Here is an 18,525-nt window from a genome sequence, read left to right as displayed (position 1 = left end):
GCCGCGCAGCGATCGATTAGCGATCGACTTCCTGGCTCAACGGAGATCAGCTCAGGTTTGAGAGCGCATCTGCGACGCTCCCGGTAGCTACTCCCCCCACAGCGCGAACGCGTCGTTGAACGCGCGTTCGCCGGGGGCGCCCTTTTCGATCGCGATGATGGCGCGGCGCTGGTTGACGTAGACCAAGGGCACGTCGAACCAGGAACGTTCCTTCAGGAGCTGCAAATTGCGGGCGCGGTCGGAATCGACGTTGGAGAGGCCGACCAGGAAGAAGCCGTCGGTGACTTTCACGGCGAGACCGGCCAGTGGCGTGCCGCGCGCCTGCTCGTTGGACTTCATCAGGATGCCCGGCACGTTGCCGACGCCGCCGCCGGAGAAATCCTGCGGCAGGATGAAGGTCAATTCCGCGGTGTGGCTCGCCGGCAGCGAGGTATCGGTGTTGCGGCGGAACGACATCGTCATCTTGAACTTACGGTCGGGAATCTCGATGTCGGCGCGCACGGCGACATCAGGCTTCTGGTTGCCGCTCGCCTTGATCGGTTCGGTGCGCCAGATCACCGAGCCGACATACTGCTTGCCCTTGGGATCGGACGGGTCCTCGTCATACAGCACGACGCGCTGCGCCACCGGCGCGACGTTCTCCGACGACGGCTGGCCGACGCGATCGGGGATCTTCGGGCGCGACTGCGGCGCGGCCGGATCCTTCGGCGCTTCCACCACGGACGAGGACTTGAACAGGCCGCTCATGGCCGTCACGACCGACCTGCCCCACAGGATGCCGGCACCGACCAGAATGAGCACGATGCCGACCGCAATCGCGCTCTTGAACGGAAACACCGCGGCTGCTCGGGCGGGCTTCTTCGGCTCGCGGTCGCGATCCTGCGAGAGCCGCGGGCGGTCACGCGACGGCGTCTGCGGCTGCTGCGGCGCGTAGCGGTCCGCCTCCTCCAGCGATTCGTCATAGGAATAGGGCGCGTCGGGATCGGCGCCACGGTTCTCCATGCTCGGCTCGAGCCGGTCGAATTCCGGCGAGGGCGACGGCACGTTGGCATAGGTCTTTCGCGCAGCGCGATTGGCCTGCGCCGCGGCGCGGCCGAGATCGTCGGCGTCGGCGGCGATGTCGCGGAAACCGCGCATGCCGGGCGGCTGCGGCTGCGGCGGCTGGCCGTTGTCGGGACCGCGGCGGGCGCCGCCCCCGCGCTCGCGGGGCGGCGGTGGCGGCAGGCCGGCATCCTGCATCGGAATCTGCGGCGGCTGCGGGCGCGGCGCGCCGGGCGGCGCATCGGAGCGCAGATTGCGCGGCGGGCGTTGTTCGTCCTGGCCAAGCGGTGGACGGGCCTCGCGCGAGGGGCCTTGAGAAGGCGGACGCGGACGTGGCGAACCCGGAGGGCCTGCGGATTCCGGCGGTCGGGCATTGGCGCGGCGGAAAGCGTCGCCGCCACGCGCGGCCCCACCGCCGCCCGGCCGCGAGGCCTCGCGGGCGCGCTGGGCGGCTTCCGATTCGACCTTGCGCACGGCTTCTTCCAGCGACAGCCGCTCGCGGGTGATTTCGGATTCGGAAAGCGGCGGCTGAACGCTGCGCAACTGCGCGATCAGCGCGGTGCGAGCCCGCTCATAGAGCGCACGGCGGCTCTCACCTGGAGCATTGGGGTCCAGGCCGGCGATAGCGCGTGCGATCAGCGGGTAATAATCAGCCATTTCTCTTCAATACTGCAGGCCCGACGGTAACATCTCGTTAAGCCTCGAACGGGTTCTGTACCAGGATAGTATCCTCGCGTTCGGGGCTGGTGGAAAGCAATGCAATCGGGCAACCCACGAGTTCCTCGACCCGGCGGACATATTTGATCGCCTGGGCCGGCAGATCTGCCCAGGAACGGGCGTTGGCGGTCGGCTCCTTCCAGCCTTCAATCGTCTCATAGATGGGCACCACCCGGGCCTGGGCGCCCTCGCCCGCCGGCAGATGGTCGATTTCCTTGCCGTCCAGCATATAGCCGGTGCAGACCTCGATGGTGTCGAAGCCGTCGAGAATGTCGAGTTTTGTAAGTGCGAGACCCGTGATGCCGCAGGTGCGGACGGTCTGGCGCACCAGCACCGCATCGAACCAGCCGCAGCGGCGCGGGCGGCCGGTATTGGTGCCGAATTCGCGGCCACGCTCGCCGATCTTGCGGCCGATGTCATTGTCCTGCTCGGTCGGGAACGGGCCCTGCCCGACGCGGGTCGTGTAGGCCTTGCAGATGCCAAGCACGTAACCGACCGAGGCCGGCCCCATGCCGGTGCCGGTCGCCGCCTGCGCCGCTACCGTGTTGGACGAGGTGACGTAAGGGTATGTACCGTGATCCACATCCAGAAGCGCGCCCTGCGCGCCCTCGAACAGGATGCGCTTGCCCTCGCGCCGCTTGAGGTCCAGGAGCCGCCACACCGTCTCGGTGTAGGGCAACAGCTTCGGCGCCAGCGCGGTGAGTTCTTTCAGGATCCCGCCGCCGTCGATCTCCTCCAGATTGAGCCCGCGGCGCAGCGCGTTGTGATGCGCCAGCAGGCGATCGATCTTGTGCGGCAGCGTATCGAGGTCGGCGAGGTCCATCAGGCGGATGGCGCGGCGGCCGACCTTGTCTTCATAAGCAGGGCCGATGCCGCGGCGCGTGGTGCCGATCGCGGTGACCGCATTGGAGGATTCCCGCAAGGCGTCGAGATCGCGATGCAGCGGCAGGATCAGCGTGACGTTTTCGGCGACGCGCAGGTTTTCCGGGCTGATGGCGACGCCCTGGCCCTTCAGTCTTGCAACTTCATCGAGGAAAGCCTGCGGATCGAACACCACGCCGTTGCCGATCACGGCGAGTTTCGACGGTCGCAGCACGCCGGACGGCAATAGCGCCAGCTTGTAGGTCTCGCCATTGATGACGAGCGTATGGCCGGCATTGTGGCCGCCCTGGAAGCGCACGACGATATCGGCCTGCTCCGACAACCAGTCGACGATCTTGCCCTTCCCTTCGTCGCCCCATTGGGCACCGACGACGACAACATTGGCCATTTCTAAAGTGTTCCCTGCAAATCTGATGGTCCCAGCATGACCTTTCCGGAAAACCGGTAGCCACTTTTCCGGATCATGCTCTCTTTGGTTTGCGCATGATCTGATCGGAAAACCGGTAGCCACTTTTCCGGATCATGCGGTAGCTTGCCCAGCCCAAATCACGGCCGGGGCCGTTCGCATGCAAGGCAGCCCCACCGGATAAAGGAAGCGGCTGCTCTAGGCAAGCAGGAAGGCAGCTTTAAGGGAGCCTTAGAACAGCTCCAACCCATTGATATCCCCGTAAAATTCCTGACCACCGGGCGACAGACGCATTAACATCCGGCAATGACGGAAAGGCCATGTCGAAAACCACCCGTGCGACCCAGGCGCTGGAAAAGCTTGGCGTGAAATTCACCCTGCATGCCTACGACTACGACCCGGATGCGGCGAGCATCGGGCTGCAGGCGGCGGACGCGCTCGGCGTTGAGCCTGCGCGCGTGCTCAAGACGCTGATGGCCGAGGTCGACGGCAAGCCGGTCTGCGCCGTGGTGCCGTCCGACTGCGAGGTCAGCATGAAAAAGCTTGCGAGCGCCTTCGCCGCCAAGGCGGCAAAGATGATGCGGCCGGCGGATGCCGAACGGCTGACCGGCTACCATGTCGGCGGCATCTCGCCGTTCGGGCAGAAGAAGCGCGTGCCGGTCGCGATCGAGGAAGCCGCGCTCGGCTATGCAAGCGTGTTCCTCAATGGCGGCCAGCGCGGCTTGCAGATCGAACTCGACCCCAACGACGCCGTGAAGGCGGCTGGCGCGATCGCGCGCACGCTCGTGGCGTGAGCGGCCGTCGCGTCGGCAAACCGCTACCTGGTGAGTGTGACCTGCGTCTGCGCCCATAGCATCGCCTCGATGATGGCCTCGCGCAGTTTCGGGCGCTGCTCCTCATCGCACTCGATGAACGCCAGAATGGAATTGGCGCGAACGGCAAACTGGTGACGTGTTTCGGCTTCGGCTTCTTCGGCCGACATCGGCTTGTTCAAAGGAATGACCCATCATCTCTGGAAATTCGACTTCACGGGCAAAGGAAGCTGCCGAAAACGCAGCCGCCCGCAAACCCGTGGTCCCAACGATCGAACGCCCGATACTGAAAATAACCCGGAAAAACCTCATGCACCCCGAAAAACAAACAAAGGTTGGGCTACATGAATCAATCGTCCTTTGATTGCATATTTGCCCGCCCGCTTGCAACCCCAATCAACAGGCGAGGAACAGGCAAAGGAAACAGCCGAGGCGGGCTGCATGGTCGCGATGCATCTTGCACCATTGATGAGCGCCGCAAATCCGTGTCTGTGACGGGAGCCGGGCAGCATTCCGGCCCGGTGACGTTAGCCGGGCGGGCCGCGGCGCCATGAACCGGGCCTTACCTTTAAATGACGGCTACCGAACAGACTTCATCCGCCCGATCCGGGAACTGGCTCGCTAACCAGCCTTATCTGCTGCTCAGCATCACCGCGCTGTGCTGGGCCGGCAACGCCATCGTCGGGCGGATGGCCGCCGGCCACATCGCGCCGGTGACGCTTTCATTCCTGCGCTGGTCGTTCGCATTCCTGATCATCCTGCCGTTTGCCTGGCGGCATCTGGTCCACGACTGGCCCGCGATCCGCAGCCGCCTCGGCATCATGATCCTGCTCTCCATCACCGGCATCGGCGCGTTCAATACGCTGCAATACTGGGCGCTTGAACACACCCAGGCGCTGAACACGCTGTTGTTGCAGTCGGCAGGCCCGCTGGTGGTCGCGGTGTGGTCGCTGCTGCTGCTCGGCGTACGGCTGACGCTGGCGCAGGCGGCGGGCGTCATGCTGTCGATGGCCGGCGTGCTGATCATCCTGATGCACGGCGACCTCACCAAGCTGTCCGGCATCGACTTCAACATCGGCGACCTGATCTTCATCGTGGCGCTTGCGATCTTCGGGATCTATTCGGTGCTGTCGCTAAAACGCCCCGATATCCATGGCCTGTCGTTCGTCGCCTTCACCTTCGGGGCCGGCGCGGCCTGCCTGATTCCGTTGTTCATCTGGGAGTTGTTCGCACGGCCGCTGATGCAGATCGACACCGCGAACCTGCTGACGCTCGCCTACGTCGCGCTGTTTCCCTCGACGATCGCCTATCTCTGCTACAATCGCGGCGTGCAACTGATCGGCGCCAACCGCGCCGCGCCGTTCTTCCACGTGGTCCCGGTGTTCGGAACCATCATGTCGATCGTCTTCCTCGGCGAGCATCCGCAAGCGTTCCATTTCATCGGCTTCGCGCTGGTGCTGGCCGGGGTGTTCGTGGCGTCGCGGAAAGCTTCCGCCTGAACGCTCCTTGCGGGGCGAGGCTGAGAAGGCTGCGGTGACTTGCCGGGCCAAATCCGCTATTTCTTGCTTCGGAAGGTTTCGATGAAGGTTCACGCCAGCAATCTAATGATCGGCACGCTCGTCCTGGCCCTGATCGGGGGATCGCTGGGCGGGTTTCTCGGCTACCAGAAGTTCGTCAGCGCCAAGCAGAAGGTGCCGTTCCGAGTGATCTTCGAGGGCTCGGCCAGCGGCCTGCGCAAGGGCGGCAGCGTGAATTTCGCCGGCATTCGGGTTGGCGAGGTGGTGTCGCTGAAGCTCGATCATCCGCGCCGCGTCGTAGCCCTTGCCATGATCGACGGCAACACGCCGGTGAAGAGCGACACGCAAGTTGGCCTCGAATTTCAGGGGCTGACGGGCATCGCGGCGATCTCGTTCACCGGCGGATCGGACGAAGCGGCGCCGCCGCCAAAGGGCGCGGACGGCATTGCCGAGCTGACCGCCGATGCGGACGGGACGCTCAACACCCAGGAAAAAATCCGCGTGGCGCTGCGCAACGTCGACCGGGTGATATCAGACAATGAGGTGGCGGTGAAAGATACGCTGCGGAATTTCGAGACGTTCACGGCCTCGCTTTTCGGCAATGGCGAGAGGATCGCCAGCATCATCTCGACCGCCGAATCCGGCGTCAACGCCGTCGACGGCGCGCTGACCAAGACCAAGGATTTTCTCGGCGGGCTTGCCAGCGACAAATATGGCGGCGAACTGCTGCCGACCGTGATCTCGATGCGCGAGCTGATCGAAAGTTTTGACAAGAAATCCGGGCAATTGATCGCCGAGACGCGAAAAATGCTCGGCGACGTCAGCGCGTCCGTCAACAAGGCAGGCCAGAAATCTGGCGGACCGCCTCCCCGCCGCTAACCTGCCTCCTTCGCACAACAACCAAGAAAACTGGAACGCCGACGTGCTCGACAAATCCGCCGATGTGACCGTGCCGCCCACGACCGTGACCCGCACCGAAAGCGCGGTGCCGCGGGCTTTGCAAAAATATCTCTCGCTCGACGATTTCGAACCGACCGCACGGCGCCGGATTCCCAAATTCCTCTACGGCTACATCTCCGGCGGCGCCGAGACCGACGCTGCGCTGCGCGACAACCGCAAGGCCTTCGACGAATACGGTCTTGTGCCGCGCGTGCTCAACGACGTCTCCGGCCGCGACCAGACAACGACGCTGTTCGGCAAGACCTATGCCTCGCCGTTCGGCATTCCGCCGATGGGCTCTTCGGCGCTGTGCGCCTATCGCGGCGACATCGTGCTGACGCGGGCGGCCAAGTCTGAGAATGTACCGATGATTCTCAGCGCGTCGTCGCTGATCACGCTGGAGGATGTGCGCGCCGCCAATCAGGCGGCGTGGTATCAGGCCTATCTTGCAGGCCTGCCCGAGCGGATCGAGCCGCTGGTCGATCGCGTGGCGGCGGCCGGCTACGACACCTTCGTCGTCACCGCCGACGTGCCGGTGCCGCCCAACCGCGAGAACAACATCCGCAACGGCTTTCAGGTGCCGCTCGCGATCACGCCGCGCGTGTTCTGGGACACGGTCACGCATCCGCATTGGCTGTTCGGCACCTGGGCACGCACCGTGATGAATTTCGGCATGCCGCATTTCGAGAACATGGATGCCAAACGCGGCCCGCCGGTGCTGGCGAAAAACCTGATGCGCAATATCGGCCATCGCGACCAGCTCGCCTGGAAGCATGTCGAGTTGATCCGCAAACGCTGGAAGGGCAAGCTCGTGATCAAGGGCCTGGTCTCGCCGGCGGACGCGCGCATGGCGCGCGAAAGCGGCGTCGACGGCGTAATGCTGTCCAACCATGGCGGCCGCCAGCTCGACTACACGATGTCGGGCCTGCGCACGCTGCCGGAGATCGCGGCCGAAGCGAAAGGCATGACGATCATGGTCGACGGCGGCATCCGCCGCGGCACCGACGTGATCAAGGCGCTCGCGCTCGGCGCGCATTTCGTCTGGATCGGCCGCCCCTTCCTCTATGCCGCGATCGCCGGCGGCGAAGCCGGCGTGCAGCGCGCGATCACGCTGCTCAAGGCCGAAATCGACCGCGACCTCGCGCTGCTCGGGATTCGCAAATTAAGCGAGATCACGCCGGACCTGGTGCGGAAGTTCTAGCAGCCGAAACCTCCGCCCGCCCCCTGCACTTCGCGGATCGCCGCTCGATCGAGACTTGCGTCTTCCTGATGTCGAAGGCCGTCACTGCGCTGCCTCATCAACCACGGGGTTACGCAGCACGCCGATCTTCTCCACCTCGACTTCAACGACGTCGCCCGGTGCGAGGAACATCGGCGGCTTGCGCGTGAAGCCGACGCCGGCCGGTGTGCCGATGGCGATGACGTCGCTCGGCATCAGATCGAATATCTCGGACGCGTGGTCGATCAGCCGCGGAATCGAGAAGATCAGAAACGAGGTGTCGGATTTCTGGTTGCAATAATTTTCGTAATAAGCAATATTTTCGAAAATATGAGAATTTCGATAGAAGCTTGGGGAGGCCGCGTTCGCATGAAGGCTGTATTGGTGCATCGTCCAGGAGGCCCGGAGGCGCTCGACTATACCGAGGTTCCAATGCCGGCCCTGGGCGAGCGGGACGTCCTGATCCGCGCGAAGGCCTTCGGCGTCGGCCAGCCGGACAAGCTGATCCGCAGCGGCGTCTACAAATGGATGCCGCCACTGCCGGCCAATCCTGGCAACGACGTCGCCGGAGGGATCGAAGCCATAGGCGCGCAAGTGAGCGGACTTTCCGTCGGTCAAAGGGTGCTGCTGAGCGCGCGCGACCTCGCCCAGCGCGGCGGCTGCTACGCCGAATATGTCACCGCGCCTGCGGACGCCGTGCACGTGCTGCCCGAGAACGTCGCGTTCGAGGACGCCGTTTGCCTGCCGAACTACCAGGTCGCCTGGGCGCTGTTGAACAATTGCGGCTCCAGCACGCCGCCCCACTCCGCCCTCGTCATCGGTGCGGCCGGCGGGGTCGGGACCTCGCTGGTGCAGCTTGCGAAAATCGCCGGGATGAAGGTGATCGGGACCGTCAGCACGGCGGAGAAGGCCGCCTTCGCGCGCCAGATGGGGGCCGATGAGATCATCTTCTATCGCGACGAGGATGTCGTCGCCCGCACCCGCGCGCTGACGGACGGACGCGGCGTCAGCCTGGTGCTCGATCATGTCTGCGGGCCGGAATTCTATTCCTATCTCGGCGCGCTCGATAAATGGGGCACCATCGTCTCCTACAATGCGTTTGCCGGACTGCCGACGGAAAACCTGATGGGCGAGATGCGGAAGTATCTCGACATCTGCCCGGCGATCCGGTGCTTTTCCTTTCACATCTATGATCACGACCGCGAAGGCCGGCGCGACATCATGCGAAAGATGATCGGCTACCTCGCCGACGGCGCCATTCTCCCCTCGATCTTCAAGCGCTTCAAGCTCTCTGAAGTGCGCGCCGCGCATGAACTTCTCGATTCTGGCGCCGCGTTCGGGAAGATCGTGATGACGCCGGATTGAGCGGAATATCCGCACAGCCGGAGAGTTCGCCTGAATTCAGGCGCTACCGAGTTTTCTCCAACGATGCGCGGCGTGAAGTAATCGCGCCGCGTCGCCACTAGCCGAAACTGACGTCAAAAAGCAAAACTTCAGGGATGAAACAAGATGGCTCGATTGTTGAACGTCCTGCGCGGACGATGGTGTGCCCTGCGTTACGTCGCAGTCGCGGCGGCAAGTCTGGCGTGCCTCGCGCCCTCCGTCGTCGCAGCGCAAAGCTACCCGAACCGGCCGATCCGGCTGATGCACGGCTTTGCGGCGGGCGGTGCCGCCGACACCATGGCGCGCATCGTCTCCGACGGCCTTTCCAAGCGGCTGGGACAGCCGGTGCTGGTGGAAGCCAAGCCCGGCGCGGGCGGCAACCTTGCCGCCGACGCCGTCGCCAGATCCGCGCCGGACGGCTACACGATCGGCCTCGTCACGGGGGCGCACGCGATTTCGGGCGCGCTCTACAAGCAGCTCGCCTATAGCCCCACCGACAGTTTCGATATGCTGTCGACGATGGTGTATTACGCGCTGGTGATCGCGGTTCGCGCCGACCATAAGGCGAAGACGCTGGCGGACCTGATTGCGATGGCGAAAGCGAAGCCCGATGACCTGAGCTACGGCTCGGTCGGTTTCGGCAGCACGCACCACCTCGCCGGCGAGCTGCTGAATATCACCGCCGGCACCAGGATGGTGCACGTCCCCTATCGCGGTGACTCACTGACCGTCACCTCCCTGCTCGCCGGAGACGTTCCCGTGATCGTCGGGACCACCGTGCTGCTCGCAGGCCAGATCGAGAGCGGCGCCATTCGCGGTCTCGCTGTCACTTCGCCCGCACGCACGAAACTGCTGCCGAACGTGCCGTCTGCGCAGGAAGGCGGTGTGAAAGGGTACGACGTCCGGACCTGGGCCGGATTGCTGGTCCCCAAAGGCACGCCGCCGGACATCGTGAAGCGGCTGAACGCGGAAATCCTGTCGATGCTCGCAGACCCCGCCACGAAAGCGGCGCTTGAAACCGCAACCGGCGGCGAGGCTCGAAGCAGCACGCCGGAGGAGATGCGAGCATTGATCACCTCAGAAATCGACAGGTGGTCGAAGGTCATCAACGACGCCGGCATTCCGCGCATCTGAGCGGCTTGCGAGGGATCGGTAGCCCGGATGGAGCGCAGCGTAATCCGGGAAAGCTTGACCGCTGCGAGACCGTCCCGGATTGCGCTGCGCTCCATCCGGGCTACGGGATCTTGAACTTGCTGTAGGCCTCTTTGGTCGCGATGATCACGTGCTCGGCGCAGCCATTGGTGCGGTGCGGGTCGCAGTGATTTTCGTAGTCCGCCGACGTCATCATGTCGATGAAGGCGGCGACATCAGGATAATACACCAGTGCCAGGTAATCCCACTGATTGCCGTCTTGCCGCCCCAGCGCGACCGCCTTGGCATCGCCGGTCCATAGCAGCGTGCCGCCGCGCGCCTTGATCATCGGCACCGTGAGCGCGCTATAGCGCAGATATGCGTCCCAGCCCGATCCATCGCCGTCGAGCGAACGCTCGCGAAACCGCATCAGGTTCACCATCACCACCGGCGCCAATGGATCGAGCTCCTGCAGGCCCTTCACGTTCAGCAAATCCACACCCATCGACGGTACCTCGCGACAATTCAGGACATTGTAGCATTGCATGCATGGGACTTGTCGCGCGGCGGATAATCCGGCCCTATCTGCACCCGCGACCATGACCCAGCCCGCACCAGCGCCGCCTGCCCTCGATCCGGTCCGGTGGCTGAACAACCAGCCCTATCTGCTGCTGAGCCTGACCTCGCTGTTCTGGGCCGGCAACATCGTGCTGGCACGCCATGTCGCCGGCCATGTACCGCCGTTGACGCTGTCCTGCGTCCGCTGGATCGGCACCTTTCTGATCCTGCTGCCCTTTGCCTGGCCGCATTTGAAGCAGGACTGGCCGGTGCTGCGCGCGCATCTGCCGATGATGCTGTTTTTGTCGCTGGTCGGGTTCGCTTACAACAACGCGATCTCCTACTGGGCGTTGCAATATACCGAGGCGCTGAACGCGCTTTTGATCCAGTCGGCGGGACCACTGTTTGTCGCGCTGTGGTCGCTGGCGCTGTTCGGCATCCGCCTGACCGGTGCGCAGCTCGCCGGCATCACCATCTCGCTCGCGGGCGTCCTGACCATCATCCTGCGCGGCGATTTTGGCGCGCTCGCCAGCATCAGCTTCAACCGCGGCGACCTGATGTTTGCCAGTTCGCTGGTATCGTTCGGATTGTATTCGGCGCTGATCCCGCGCCGGCCGGTGACGCATGCGCTGTCACTGATTTCATTCACCACCTGCTGCGGCGCGCTGATGCTTGTACCATTCGCGGTCTGGGAATATTCGACCGGCACCACGTTGAAGTTCGACTTCATTTCGATGGCGACGCTTGGCTATGCCGTGATCTTTCCCTCGACGCTGGCCTATCTGTTCTTCAACCGCGGGCTGGCGCTGATCGGGCCGAACCGCGCCGCGCCGTTCTTTCATCTGGTGCCAGTGTTCGGCTCGGCGATGGCGATCCTGCTGCTCGGAGAGCAGTTGCGGTTATTCCATCTGGTGGGCTATGCGCTGGTGCTGGCCGGCGTCGTGATCGCGTCTAGGCGGGCTTCGGCAAAGAAGGCTTGAGGGATCGACGTGTCCCGGACGCGGTGCAGCGCTACTTCAGCGCTGCTCCGCAGAGCCGGGACCCAGCGCAATGGGCCCCGGTTCAGCGGCGCACCACTTCGTGGCGCACCGCGCCCGGGGCACGCGTTGAGCCTGCGTAGCGCCGTACCGGCTTCCATCTTCGATCCCGGCAGGCTAGCTTGCCGGCCAATCCAACACAAAAAGAGCTGAGGAAACGACTAAATGTTCACAACTTTGAAGCGGTATCGGCACCTTACTGTGGCGGCCTCCCTGATGCTGGCGACGATCGCCACGGCTTCCGCGCAGGCGCCCTACCCGAACCGCAACATCACGCTGGTGCTGCCGTTCGCAGCCGGCAGCGGCACCGACACCACGACGCGCATCATCTCGAAGGAACTCGGCACCGCGCTCGGCGTCGGCATCGTGATTGAAAACAAGCCGGGCGCCAACGGCTCGCTCGCGGCGAGCCAGGTCGCCCGCTCCGCGCCTGACGGATACACGCTGATGGTGTCGACGAACACGCCGCATTCGGCAAATCCGTATCTCATGAAGAACATGACCTACGACCCGGTCAAGGATTTCACCCCGGTCGCGCGGACCGGCGACCTGCCCTTCATGCTGGTGATCCATCCGGACATTCCGGCGAACTCGGTGGCCGAACTGATCGCGCTGGCAAAGAAAGAGCCGGGCAAATACTCCTATGCCAGCGGCAGCTCGGCGGCGATCGTGTCGGGTGCGACATTCGCCAGCCTCGCCGGCATCGACCTGCTTCACGTTCCCTACAAGAGTTCGCCGCCCGCCTTGACCGACCTGATCGCCGGCCGCGTCTCGATGATGTTCATCGACGTGCCGACCGGCCTGCCCCACGTCAACGCCAAGGCGCTGAAGGCGCTCGCGGTCACCACCAAGCAGCGCTCGGCATTGTTGCCCGATCTCCCGACCATGAACGACACGGTGAAGGGTTTCGACATCACCTCGTGGCAAGGCTATTTCGGCCCGGCCGGCATGCCGAAGGATATCGTCACCAGGCTGAACGCGGAAATCCGCAAGGTCGTCGAGCGCCCCGACATCAAGAGCCAACTCGCCGAGCGCGGCATGGAAGCATTCTCCGGCACGCCGGAAGAATTCGACGCCTTCGTGAAGGAGCAGCTCAAGGTGTGGGAAAAGCTGATTGCAGGTGCGGGGATCGAGAAGCAGTAAAGGCAGATCACGGCTTGCACTGCGTGTCCCGGACGCGGTGCAGCGTTCTTGACGCTGCGCCGCAGAGCCGGGACCCACCTCCGCCAGGCATGGACCCCGGATCAGCAGCGCATCACTTCGTGCTGCGCAGCATCCGGGGAACGCGATCACCGGGAAACTTACGCCGCCCGCACCTTGCCCAAAAACTCATCCACCGCGCTGCGCAGCATGCCGGACTGGTTGTCGAGTTCGCGGGCGTTCGCCAGCACCTCGGACGCCGCCTTGCCGGTCGCCGCTGCCGCCGTGGTGACGCCGCCGATATGGGCAGAGATCTCGTTCGATCCGGCCGCCACCGACTGAATGTTGCGGGCGATCTCGCGGGTGGCGCCGCCCTGCTGCTCGACGGCGGTCGAGATCGAGACCGTGATCTCGCTCATCTGCGCGATGGTTTCGGTGATGCCGCCGATCGAGGCCACGGCTTCGCTGGTCGAGGACTGCATGGCGGCGACCTGGGAGGAGATTTCCTCGGTCGCCTTCGCGGTCTGGTTGGCGAGCGCCTTCACTTCCGACGCCACCACCGCGAAGCCGCGGCCGGAATCGCCGGCGCGCGCCGCCTCGATGGTGGCGTTGAGCGCGAGCAGATTGGTCTGCGCCGCGATCGAGTGGATCAGCTTGACCACTTCGCCGATCTTCTCGGCGCCGGTCGAGAGCGCGCTGACGGTGGCGTTGGTGCGCTCGGCGTCGCTCACCGCCTTGGTGGCAATTTCGCTGGAGCGCGCCACCTGACGGGAAATCTCGGTCACCGAGCTGGAGAGCTCTTCCGCAGCCGACGCGACCGTGCCGACATTGTCGGACGAACGCTGCGATGCCGCGCCGACGGTCGCAGCCCGCGCGCTGGCGTCGCTGGCGGTCGTGGTCATGGACTGCGCGGTGGTCTGCATGCCGGCCGCCGCCGTCGACACCGAGCGGACGATGCCGGTCACGCTGCGTTCGAAGTTGCTGGCGATGCTTTCCATCGCCGCCCTCCGCTCGGCCTCGGCGCGCGCCTGCACCTCCGCCTCCTTCTGTTCGAGCCCGCGGATGCGCATCGCGTTATCCTGGAAGATCTGGACGGTCGCGGCCATCGCGCCGATCTCGTCGCCGCGGCCGATGCCGGGGATGGCGCCGTCCAGCCGGCCCTCGGCCAGATCCTGCATGCGGGCGCCGAGCTGACCGAGCGGCTTCGAGATACTGCGGCCGATCAGCCAGGCGATGCTGCCTGCAATCAGCGCGATGCCGAGAATGGCAAGCCCGAGCACCATCGCGATCGGCTTCATCTTGGTGTCGAGATCGTCGAGATAGGCGCCGGTACCGACAAACATGTTCCAGCCGGGGATCGGAACCGCGTAGGAGAATTTGCGGATCAGTTCCTCTTGTCCCGGCTTACGGAATTCGTAGCGCAGCATGATTTCGCCATTGGCCACGATGCCGTCGCGCAACTCGCGCACGAGTTTTCTGCCACCCGTGTCGATGTCCATGCGGTTCTGGCCAATCTGGCTGGGAACCGGCGCCAGCACGGCGACACCATCCATCGTGTAGGCGAACACGTAGCCGTTGCCGTTGTCGAAGGTCAGCGTATTGCCGCGCTTGCTGAACTCGGCAATCGCCGCTTCCTTGGTCATCTGGCCCGCGGCAACCTGCTTCTGCAGGCCGAGCGCCATGTTGCGCGCCATATCGACGATCGCTTTTGTCTGCTCGATCCGCGCATTCAGCATCTCACGCTGCATCAGATAGCCCGCGAGTACGCCGGCGACGCAGAGGCCGAGCAGGGTCACACCCACCAGAATGCCGAGCTTGGGGGTGATCTTGAGATTGGTCAGCTTCACGGGGATCTCCGGAAATAGGCGCGTGGCACGCGATTGGCCGATTGATTCGGCGCACAATATCGTGAGACCCTTTAGCGCTTTGTTACGAAGACCAGCGGAAACCCGCCGGAACCGCTGCTCCCGATTTGGGCAGCAACCGGCGATTGTAGCTGGCAGCGACCAAGTCGCGTAAAATACGAAGTTGCGTAAAGAAAAGGGGCGGCGCCCGTCGTCTCAAACCAACACCGAAGAATAAAATCGGGAGCAGGAAATGCCGAAATACAGGGTGGTGACGCCGAAGGGCGCGAGCTTCACGGTCGCCGGCGGCGGCTACGACTATGAAAAGGAAGCGCTCGATCCGATCGGGGCCGAAATCATCGAGGCGCCGGCCAACGAGGCGGAATTCATCGCCGCTGCAAAGACCGCGGATGCGATCTACGCCAAGGGCATGCCGATCACGAAAGCGGTCATCGACGCCCTCGAAAGCTGCAAGGTGATCACGCTCGGCAGCGTCGGCGTCGACTCGGTCGACGTCAAGGCCGCCACCGCCCGCGGCATTCCCGTCACCAACATCCCCGACACCTTCATCGAGGAGGTCGCCGACCACGCCATGATGCTGCTGCTGGCGGGTTTTCGGCGGCTGGTCGAGCAGGACAAGATGGTGCGCACTGGCCGCTGGTCGGAGGGCCGGCCGGCGCTTTTGAAGATCCCGCGGTTGATGGGCCAGACGCTGGGCTTCATCTCCTTCGGCCGGGTGGCGCGCGCGGTCGCCAAGCGCGCGGCACCCTTCGGCTTGCGCATGATGGCCTACGATCCCTTCATCCAGGAAACGCTGATGTACGATCACGGTGTGATCCCCTCAACGCTGTCGGAGGTGCTGTCGCAGTCGGATTTCGTCTCGATGCATGCGCCGGCCCGGCCCGAGGTGCATCACATGCTCACCGAGAAGCATTTCCGCCAGATGAAAAAATCCGCCGTCTTCATCAACACCGGCCGCGGCGCCACGGTGGACGAGGAATCGCTGATCAAGGCGCTGCAGGAGGGCTGGATCGCCCACGCCGCCCTCGACGTGCTGGAAAAGGAGCCGCCGTCCCACAACAACCCGATGCTTTCGATGGAAAACGTCACCTTGACCGCCCATGTGGCCTCGGCATCGGCACGTTTTGACGAGGCGCGCAAGCGCCGCGTGGGCTACGAATTGTCACTGGTCCTGCAGGGGATGTGGCCGGTAAGCTGCGTCAATCCGTCGGTGCTGCAAAACACCGCGCTCCGCCGCTGGCAGCCCGTCAGCATGGATCGCGGTCCGAACAGCTAGAGCATGATCCGGAAAAGTGGGTACCGGTTTTCCGAAAGATCATGCTCAAACAAGAGAACCAGGGCGGGATGACGAGGATCGTTATCCCGCCCTGGAAAAGCGTTCCGACTACGTTCACCGGCGGTTCAACGCCGGGAACCAGAACAGGGAGAGAACCATGAAGAACGACATCACCCGTCGTGAAGCATTGGCGCTGGGCGCGTCCGCCGCCGCGCTGGCCACGACCGGCGCGTCTGCCCAAACCGCATCCGCTATCAAGGCCGCCGACGTCCCCGCCCTCAAGCTTGCGATCGAGAAAGGCGCGAGCCTGCGCATGCTGCGCCCGGTGCGTTTCGTGCAGGCCGACGAGGACGTGTTCCGCGCCAATGCGGCCAAATTCACCAAGGAGACCGGCGTCGAGGTCAAGGTCGACTTCGTCGGCTGGGAAGACATCAACCAGCAGACCGCGGTGACTTCGAATTCCGGCGCCGGCCCTGACATCATCATCGGCTTCTCCGACGCGCCGCATATCTATATCGACAAGTTGATCGAGCTGACCGATGTGGCCGACTATCTCGGCAAGCGCTATGGCGGCTGGCAGCCGTTGGCGCAGAAGTACGGCAAGAAGAGCAAGAGCGATGCCTGGATCGGACTGCCGTTCGGCGCCACCGCCGGCCCCCTGATCTACCGCAAATCGGTGCTGCAATCGGTCGGGTTCGACAAGGTCCCGGAAGATCATGCCGGGTTTGTCGACCTGTGCCGCAAGCTGCAGAAGGCCGGCAAGCCGGCCGGCTTCGCGCTGGGCAATGCCAGGGGCGACGGAAACGGCTTTGCCAACTGGGCGCTGTGGTCGCACAACGCTTCCCTGCTGGATGAGGAAGGCAACGTCGTCATCAACAGCAAGGAAACCATCGCCGCGCTGAATTGGGTCAGGGAACTGTATCCAACCTTCATTGCCGGCACGCCGTCGTGGAACGACGTCAGCAACAACCGTGCCTATTCCTCGCAGGAAATCTCGCTGACCGCCAACGGAGTTTCGCTGTATTTCTCGCTGAAGAACGATCCGGCCACCCGCGCAATCGCCGAGGACAGCGAGCATCAATTGCTGCCGAAGGGCCTGGCCAAGATTTCACCGATGGCAGGGCTGACACTGAACGCGATGGTGTTCAAGCACAGCCAGTACCCCAACGCCGCAAAGGCATTCCTGCAATACATGTTGGAAAAGGACCAGTACGAGCCGTGGCTCAACGCCAACTCAGGCTATTGGTCCCAGCCGCTTGCGGCCTATGCCGACGCCGCGGTTTGGTCCAGCGATCCCAAGGTCAAGATCTTCAAGAACACCATGAACAGCACCTATTACGACGGCTACAAGGGCCCGATCTCGACGGCAACCGGGGCGGTCAACGCCGATTACGTGCTGGTGCAGATGTGCGCAGCGGTGGCCACCGGCGCCTCGACCCCGGAGGCCGCAGCCGCGGAAGCGGAGCAGCGCTGCAAGCGGTATTTCCGGCGACAGGGCCGGTAGCCGAACAGAGCCGCCGTCATTACGAGGAGCGAAGCGACGAAGCAATCCATTCTTTACTTTCCCTGGATGCATGGATTGCTTCGCTTCGCTCGCAATGACGACGACCTGACATAGCTCGCATCGGGATAATATTGATGTCTGTAACGACTCTACCATCGCGCGGCGTGGCGCTCCGGCAACCGGGCTGGGTCGCGCGCCTGTTCGACTACAAGCCGTTCCTGATCGTGATGTGCCTCACGCCGGCGATCGGGCTGTTGACGGTGTTTCTTACCTACCCGCTGGGCCTCGGCGTCTGGCTCGCCTTCACCGACACCACGATCGGCCAGCGCGGCATCTTTATCGGCCTGGAGAATTTCCAGTATCTGTGGACCGATCCCTTGTGGTGGGGCGCAGTGTTCTACAGCGTGTTCTACACGGCGATCGCGACCTTCGGGAAATTCGCGCTCGGCTTCTGGCTGGCGCTGCTGCTCAACAACCACTTCCCACTCAAGAGCCTGTTGCGCGCCATCGTGCTGTTGCCGTGGATCGTGCCGACGGTGCTGTCGGCGCTGGCGTTCTGGTGGATCTACGATCCGCAGTTTTCGATCATTTCCTATCTCCTGGTCGACGTACTGCACATCCGCACCACCAACATCGACTTCCTCGGCAATCCCTGGGGCGCACGCTTCTCGCTGATCGCGGCCAACATCTGGCGCGGCATTCCCTTCGTCGCGATCTCGCTGCTGGCGGGCCTGCAGACCATCTCGCCTTCGCTCTATGAGGCGGCGATGCTGGACGGCGCCAGCGCCTGGCAACGCTTCCGCTACATCACCTTCCCGATGATGATGCCCATCCTGGCGATCGTGATGACGTTCTCGATCATCTTCACCTTTACCGACTTCCAGCTCGTCTACGCCATCACCCGCGGCGGGCCGGTCAACTCCACGCATCTGCTGGCGACGCTCGCGTTCCAGCGCGGCATCGCCGGCGGCGAGCTCGGCGAGGGTGCGGCGATCGCGGTGTCGATGATCCCGTTCCTCGTGTTCGCGACGTTGTTCAGCTACTTCGGCCTCGCGCGCCGCAAATGGCAGCAGGGAGAAGCCAATGACTGACGCAACC

Annotated in this window: 17 protein-coding genes; 11 read left to right on the top strand and 6 right to left on the bottom strand. The window is 63.9% G+C overall.

All coding sequences use genetic code 11. From position 1 onward, the window contains the following. Positions 1–87: 87 nt before the first annotated feature. Together V1279_RS04090 and V1279_RS04085 are read right to left on the bottom strand one after the other, a co-directional pair. Positions 88–1,698: a hypothetical protein gene (locus tag V1279_RS04090; protein WP_334432721.1), complete on the bottom strand. Its 1,611-nt coding sequence runs from the start codon at positions 1,696–1,698 to the stop codon at positions 88–90. A gap of 37 nt (positions 1,699–1,735) precedes the next feature. After that, on the bottom strand, positions 1,736–3,028 hold the full coding sequence (locus V1279_RS04085; RefSeq protein ID WP_334432719.1) for an adenylosuccinate synthase: 1,293 nt from the start codon (positions 3,026–3,028) through the stop codon (positions 1,736–1,738). A 338-nt stretch (positions 3,029–3,366) separates the two neighbouring features. Here V1279_RS04085 and ybaK point away from each other — a divergent pair, with 338 nt between their 5' ends. Then, complete coding sequence (ybaK, locus tag V1279_RS04080) at positions 3,367–3,840, top strand: Cys-tRNA(Pro) deacylase (protein ID WP_334432717.1); 474 nt, start codon at positions 3,367–3,369, stop codon at positions 3,838–3,840. Positions 3,841–3,863: 23 nt separating this feature from the next. Here the strand turns inward: ybaK and V1279_RS04075 are convergent, their stop codons facing one another. Beyond that, positions 3,864–4,028 carry a hypothetical protein gene (locus V1279_RS04075; RefSeq protein ID WP_334432714.1) on the bottom strand — a complete coding sequence of 55 codons (165 nt, stop codon included), beginning with the start codon at positions 4,026–4,028 and terminating at the stop codon, positions 3,864–3,866. Between the two features lie 402 nt (positions 4,029–4,430). Here V1279_RS04075 and V1279_RS04070 point away from each other — a divergent pair, with 402 nt between their 5' ends. From V1279_RS04070 to V1279_RS04060, 3 genes are all read left to right on the top strand, one after another. Further along, positions 4,431–5,357 carry a DMT family transporter gene (locus tag V1279_RS04070; RefSeq protein WP_334432712.1) on the top strand — a complete coding sequence of 309 codons (927 nt, stop codon included), beginning with the start codon at positions 4,431–4,433 and terminating at the stop codon, positions 5,355–5,357. An 81-nt stretch (positions 5,358–5,438) separates the two neighbouring features. Further along, positions 5,439–6,254 (top strand): MlaD family protein, encoded by an 816-nt coding sequence (locus tag V1279_RS04065; RefSeq protein ID WP_334432709.1) that lies wholly within the window; start codon positions 5,439–5,441, stop codon positions 6,252–6,254. A 106-nt stretch (positions 6,255–6,360) separates the two neighbouring features. Continuing rightward, positions 6,361–7,515 (top strand): alpha-hydroxy acid oxidase, encoded by a 1,155-nt coding sequence (locus tag V1279_RS04060; protein WP_442894874.1) that lies wholly within the window; start codon positions 6,361–6,363, stop codon positions 7,513–7,515. A gap of 81 nt (positions 7,516–7,596) precedes the next feature. On the opposite strand, the gene V1279_RS04055 is transcribed toward V1279_RS04060, so the two are convergent. Continuing rightward, positions 7,597–7,923, bottom strand: a complete 327-nt coding sequence (locus V1279_RS04055; RefSeq protein ID WP_334432704.1) for a fumarylacetoacetate hydrolase family protein — start codon at positions 7,921–7,923, stop codon at positions 7,597–7,599. Here V1279_RS04055 and V1279_RS04050 point away from each other — a divergent pair. Both V1279_RS04050 and V1279_RS04045 read left to right on the top strand, forming a co-directional pair. Then, a complete protein-coding gene (locus V1279_RS04050; protein ID WP_334432702.1) occupies positions 7,903–8,898 on the top strand; it encodes a zinc-dependent alcohol dehydrogenase family protein in 996 nt (331 codons plus the stop codon). The two genes, V1279_RS04055 and V1279_RS04050, sit on opposite strands and share 21 nt — an antisense overlap. Before the next feature lie 144 nt (positions 8,899–9,042). Then, complete coding sequence (locus V1279_RS04045) at positions 9,043–10,050, top strand: tripartite tricarboxylate transporter substrate binding protein (protein ID WP_334432699.1); 1,008 nt, start codon at positions 9,043–9,045, stop codon at positions 10,048–10,050. A gap of 100 nt (positions 10,051–10,150) precedes the next feature. Here the strand turns inward: V1279_RS04045 and V1279_RS04040 are convergent, their stop codons facing one another. Then, positions 10,151–10,552, bottom strand: a complete 402-nt coding sequence (locus V1279_RS04040) for a DUF1330 domain-containing protein (protein WP_334432697.1) — start codon at positions 10,550–10,552, stop codon at positions 10,151–10,153. A gap of 94 nt (positions 10,553–10,646) precedes the next feature. Here V1279_RS04040 and V1279_RS04035 point away from each other — a divergent pair, with 94 nt between their 5' ends. Next, positions 10,647–11,585 (top strand): DMT family transporter, encoded by a 939-nt coding sequence (locus tag V1279_RS04035; RefSeq protein ID WP_334432695.1) that lies wholly within the window; start codon positions 10,647–10,649, stop codon positions 11,583–11,585. Between the two features lie 273 nt (positions 11,586–11,858). Then, on the top strand, positions 11,859–12,785 hold the full coding sequence (locus V1279_RS04030) for a Bug family tripartite tricarboxylate transporter substrate binding protein (protein ID WP_442894873.1): 927 nt from the start codon (positions 11,859–11,861) through the stop codon (positions 12,783–12,785). A 158-nt stretch (positions 12,786–12,943) separates the two neighbouring features. Here V1279_RS04030 and V1279_RS04025 read toward each other — a convergent pair whose 3' ends face one another. Further along, the gene (locus tag V1279_RS04025; RefSeq protein ID WP_334432691.1) at positions 12,944–14,629 is read right to left on the bottom strand and encodes a methyl-accepting chemotaxis protein; all 1,686 of its coding nucleotides are present in this window, start codon (positions 14,627–14,629) and stop codon (positions 12,944–12,946) included. 250 nt (positions 14,630–14,879) lie between these two features. On the opposite strand from V1279_RS04025, the gene V1279_RS04020 reads away from it, so the two are divergent. The 3 genes from V1279_RS04020 (at position 14,880) to V1279_RS04010 (ending at position 18,518) form a co-directional block, all read left to right on the top strand. Further along, positions 14,880–15,923, top strand: coding sequence for a C-terminal binding protein (locus V1279_RS04020; RefSeq protein WP_334432688.1), 1,044 nt, complete (start codon positions 14,880–14,882; stop codon positions 15,921–15,923). Between the two features lie 157 nt (positions 15,924–16,080). Further along, on the top strand, positions 16,081–17,427 hold the full coding sequence (locus V1279_RS04015) for an ABC transporter substrate-binding protein (protein WP_334432685.1): 1,347 nt from the start codon (positions 16,081–16,083) through the stop codon (positions 17,425–17,427). 134 nt (positions 17,428–17,561) lie between these two features. Next, the gene (locus V1279_RS04010) at positions 17,562–18,518 is read left to right on the top strand and encodes a carbohydrate ABC transporter permease (RefSeq protein WP_334432683.1); all 957 of its coding nucleotides are present in this window, start codon (positions 17,562–17,564) and stop codon (positions 18,516–18,518) included. Positions 18,519–18,525 lie beyond the last annotated feature (7 nt).

Source organism: Bradyrhizobium sp. AZCC 1610 (genome assembly GCF_036924515.1).
Taxonomy (GTDB): domain Bacteria; phylum Pseudomonadota; class Alphaproteobacteria; order Rhizobiales; family Xanthobacteraceae; genus Bradyrhizobium.
Note: the sequence above shows the minus strand (reverse complement) of the source record. Positions and strands in the feature narration are given on the sequence as shown.

Excerpts from the sequence above, each read along its gene's own strand:
- V1279_RS04090 (WP_334432721.1), bottom strand. The coding sequence starts at position 1,698 with ATGGCTGATTATTACCCGCTGATCGCACGCGCTATCGCCGGCCTGGAC.
- V1279_RS04075 (WP_334432714.1), bottom strand. The coding sequence starts at position 4,028 with ATGTCGGCCGAAGAAGCCGAAGCCGAAACACGTCACCAGTTTGCCGTT.
- V1279_RS04055 (WP_334432704.1), bottom strand. The coding sequence starts at position 7,923 with ATGCACCAATACAGCCTTCATGCGAACGCGGCCTCCCCAAGCTTCTAT.
- V1279_RS04030 (WP_442894873.1), top strand. The coding sequence starts at position 11,859 with ATGCTGGCGACGATCGCCACGGCTTCCGCGCAGGCGCCCTACCCGAAC.
- V1279_RS04010 (WP_334432683.1), top strand. The coding sequence starts at position 17,562 with ATGTCTGTAACGACTCTACCATCGCGCGGCGTGGCGCTCCGGCAACCG.
- V1279_RS04040 (WP_334432697.1), bottom strand. The coding sequence starts at position 10,552 with ATGGGTGTGGATTTGCTGAACGTGAAGGGCCTGCAGGAGCTCGATCCA.
- V1279_RS04015 (WP_334432685.1), top strand. The coding sequence starts at position 16,081 with ATGAAGAACGACATCACCCGTCGTGAAGCATTGGCGCTGGGCGCGTCC.
- ybaK (WP_334432717.1), top strand. The coding sequence starts at position 3,367 with ATGTCGAAAACCACCCGTGCGACCCAGGCGCTGGAAAAGCTTGGCGTG.
- V1279_RS04050 (WP_334432702.1), top strand. The coding sequence starts at position 7,903 with ATGAAGGCTGTATTGGTGCATCGTCCAGGAGGCCCGGAGGCGCTCGAC.
- V1279_RS04045 (WP_334432699.1), top strand. The coding sequence starts at position 9,043 with ATGGCTCGATTGTTGAACGTCCTGCGCGGACGATGGTGTGCCCTGCGT.
- V1279_RS04065 (WP_334432709.1), top strand. The coding sequence starts at position 5,439 with ATGAAGGTTCACGCCAGCAATCTAATGATCGGCACGCTCGTCCTGGCC.
- V1279_RS04085 (WP_334432719.1), bottom strand. The coding sequence starts at position 3,028 with ATGGCCAATGTTGTCGTCGTCGGTGCCCAATGGGGCGACGAAGGGAAG.
- V1279_RS04070 (WP_334432712.1), top strand. The coding sequence starts at position 4,431 with ATGACGGCTACCGAACAGACTTCATCCGCCCGATCCGGGAACTGGCTC.
- V1279_RS04020 (WP_334432688.1), top strand. The coding sequence starts at position 14,880 with ATGCCGAAATACAGGGTGGTGACGCCGAAGGGCGCGAGCTTCACGGTC.
- V1279_RS04035 (WP_334432695.1), top strand. The coding sequence starts at position 10,647 with ATGACCCAGCCCGCACCAGCGCCGCCTGCCCTCGATCCGGTCCGGTGG.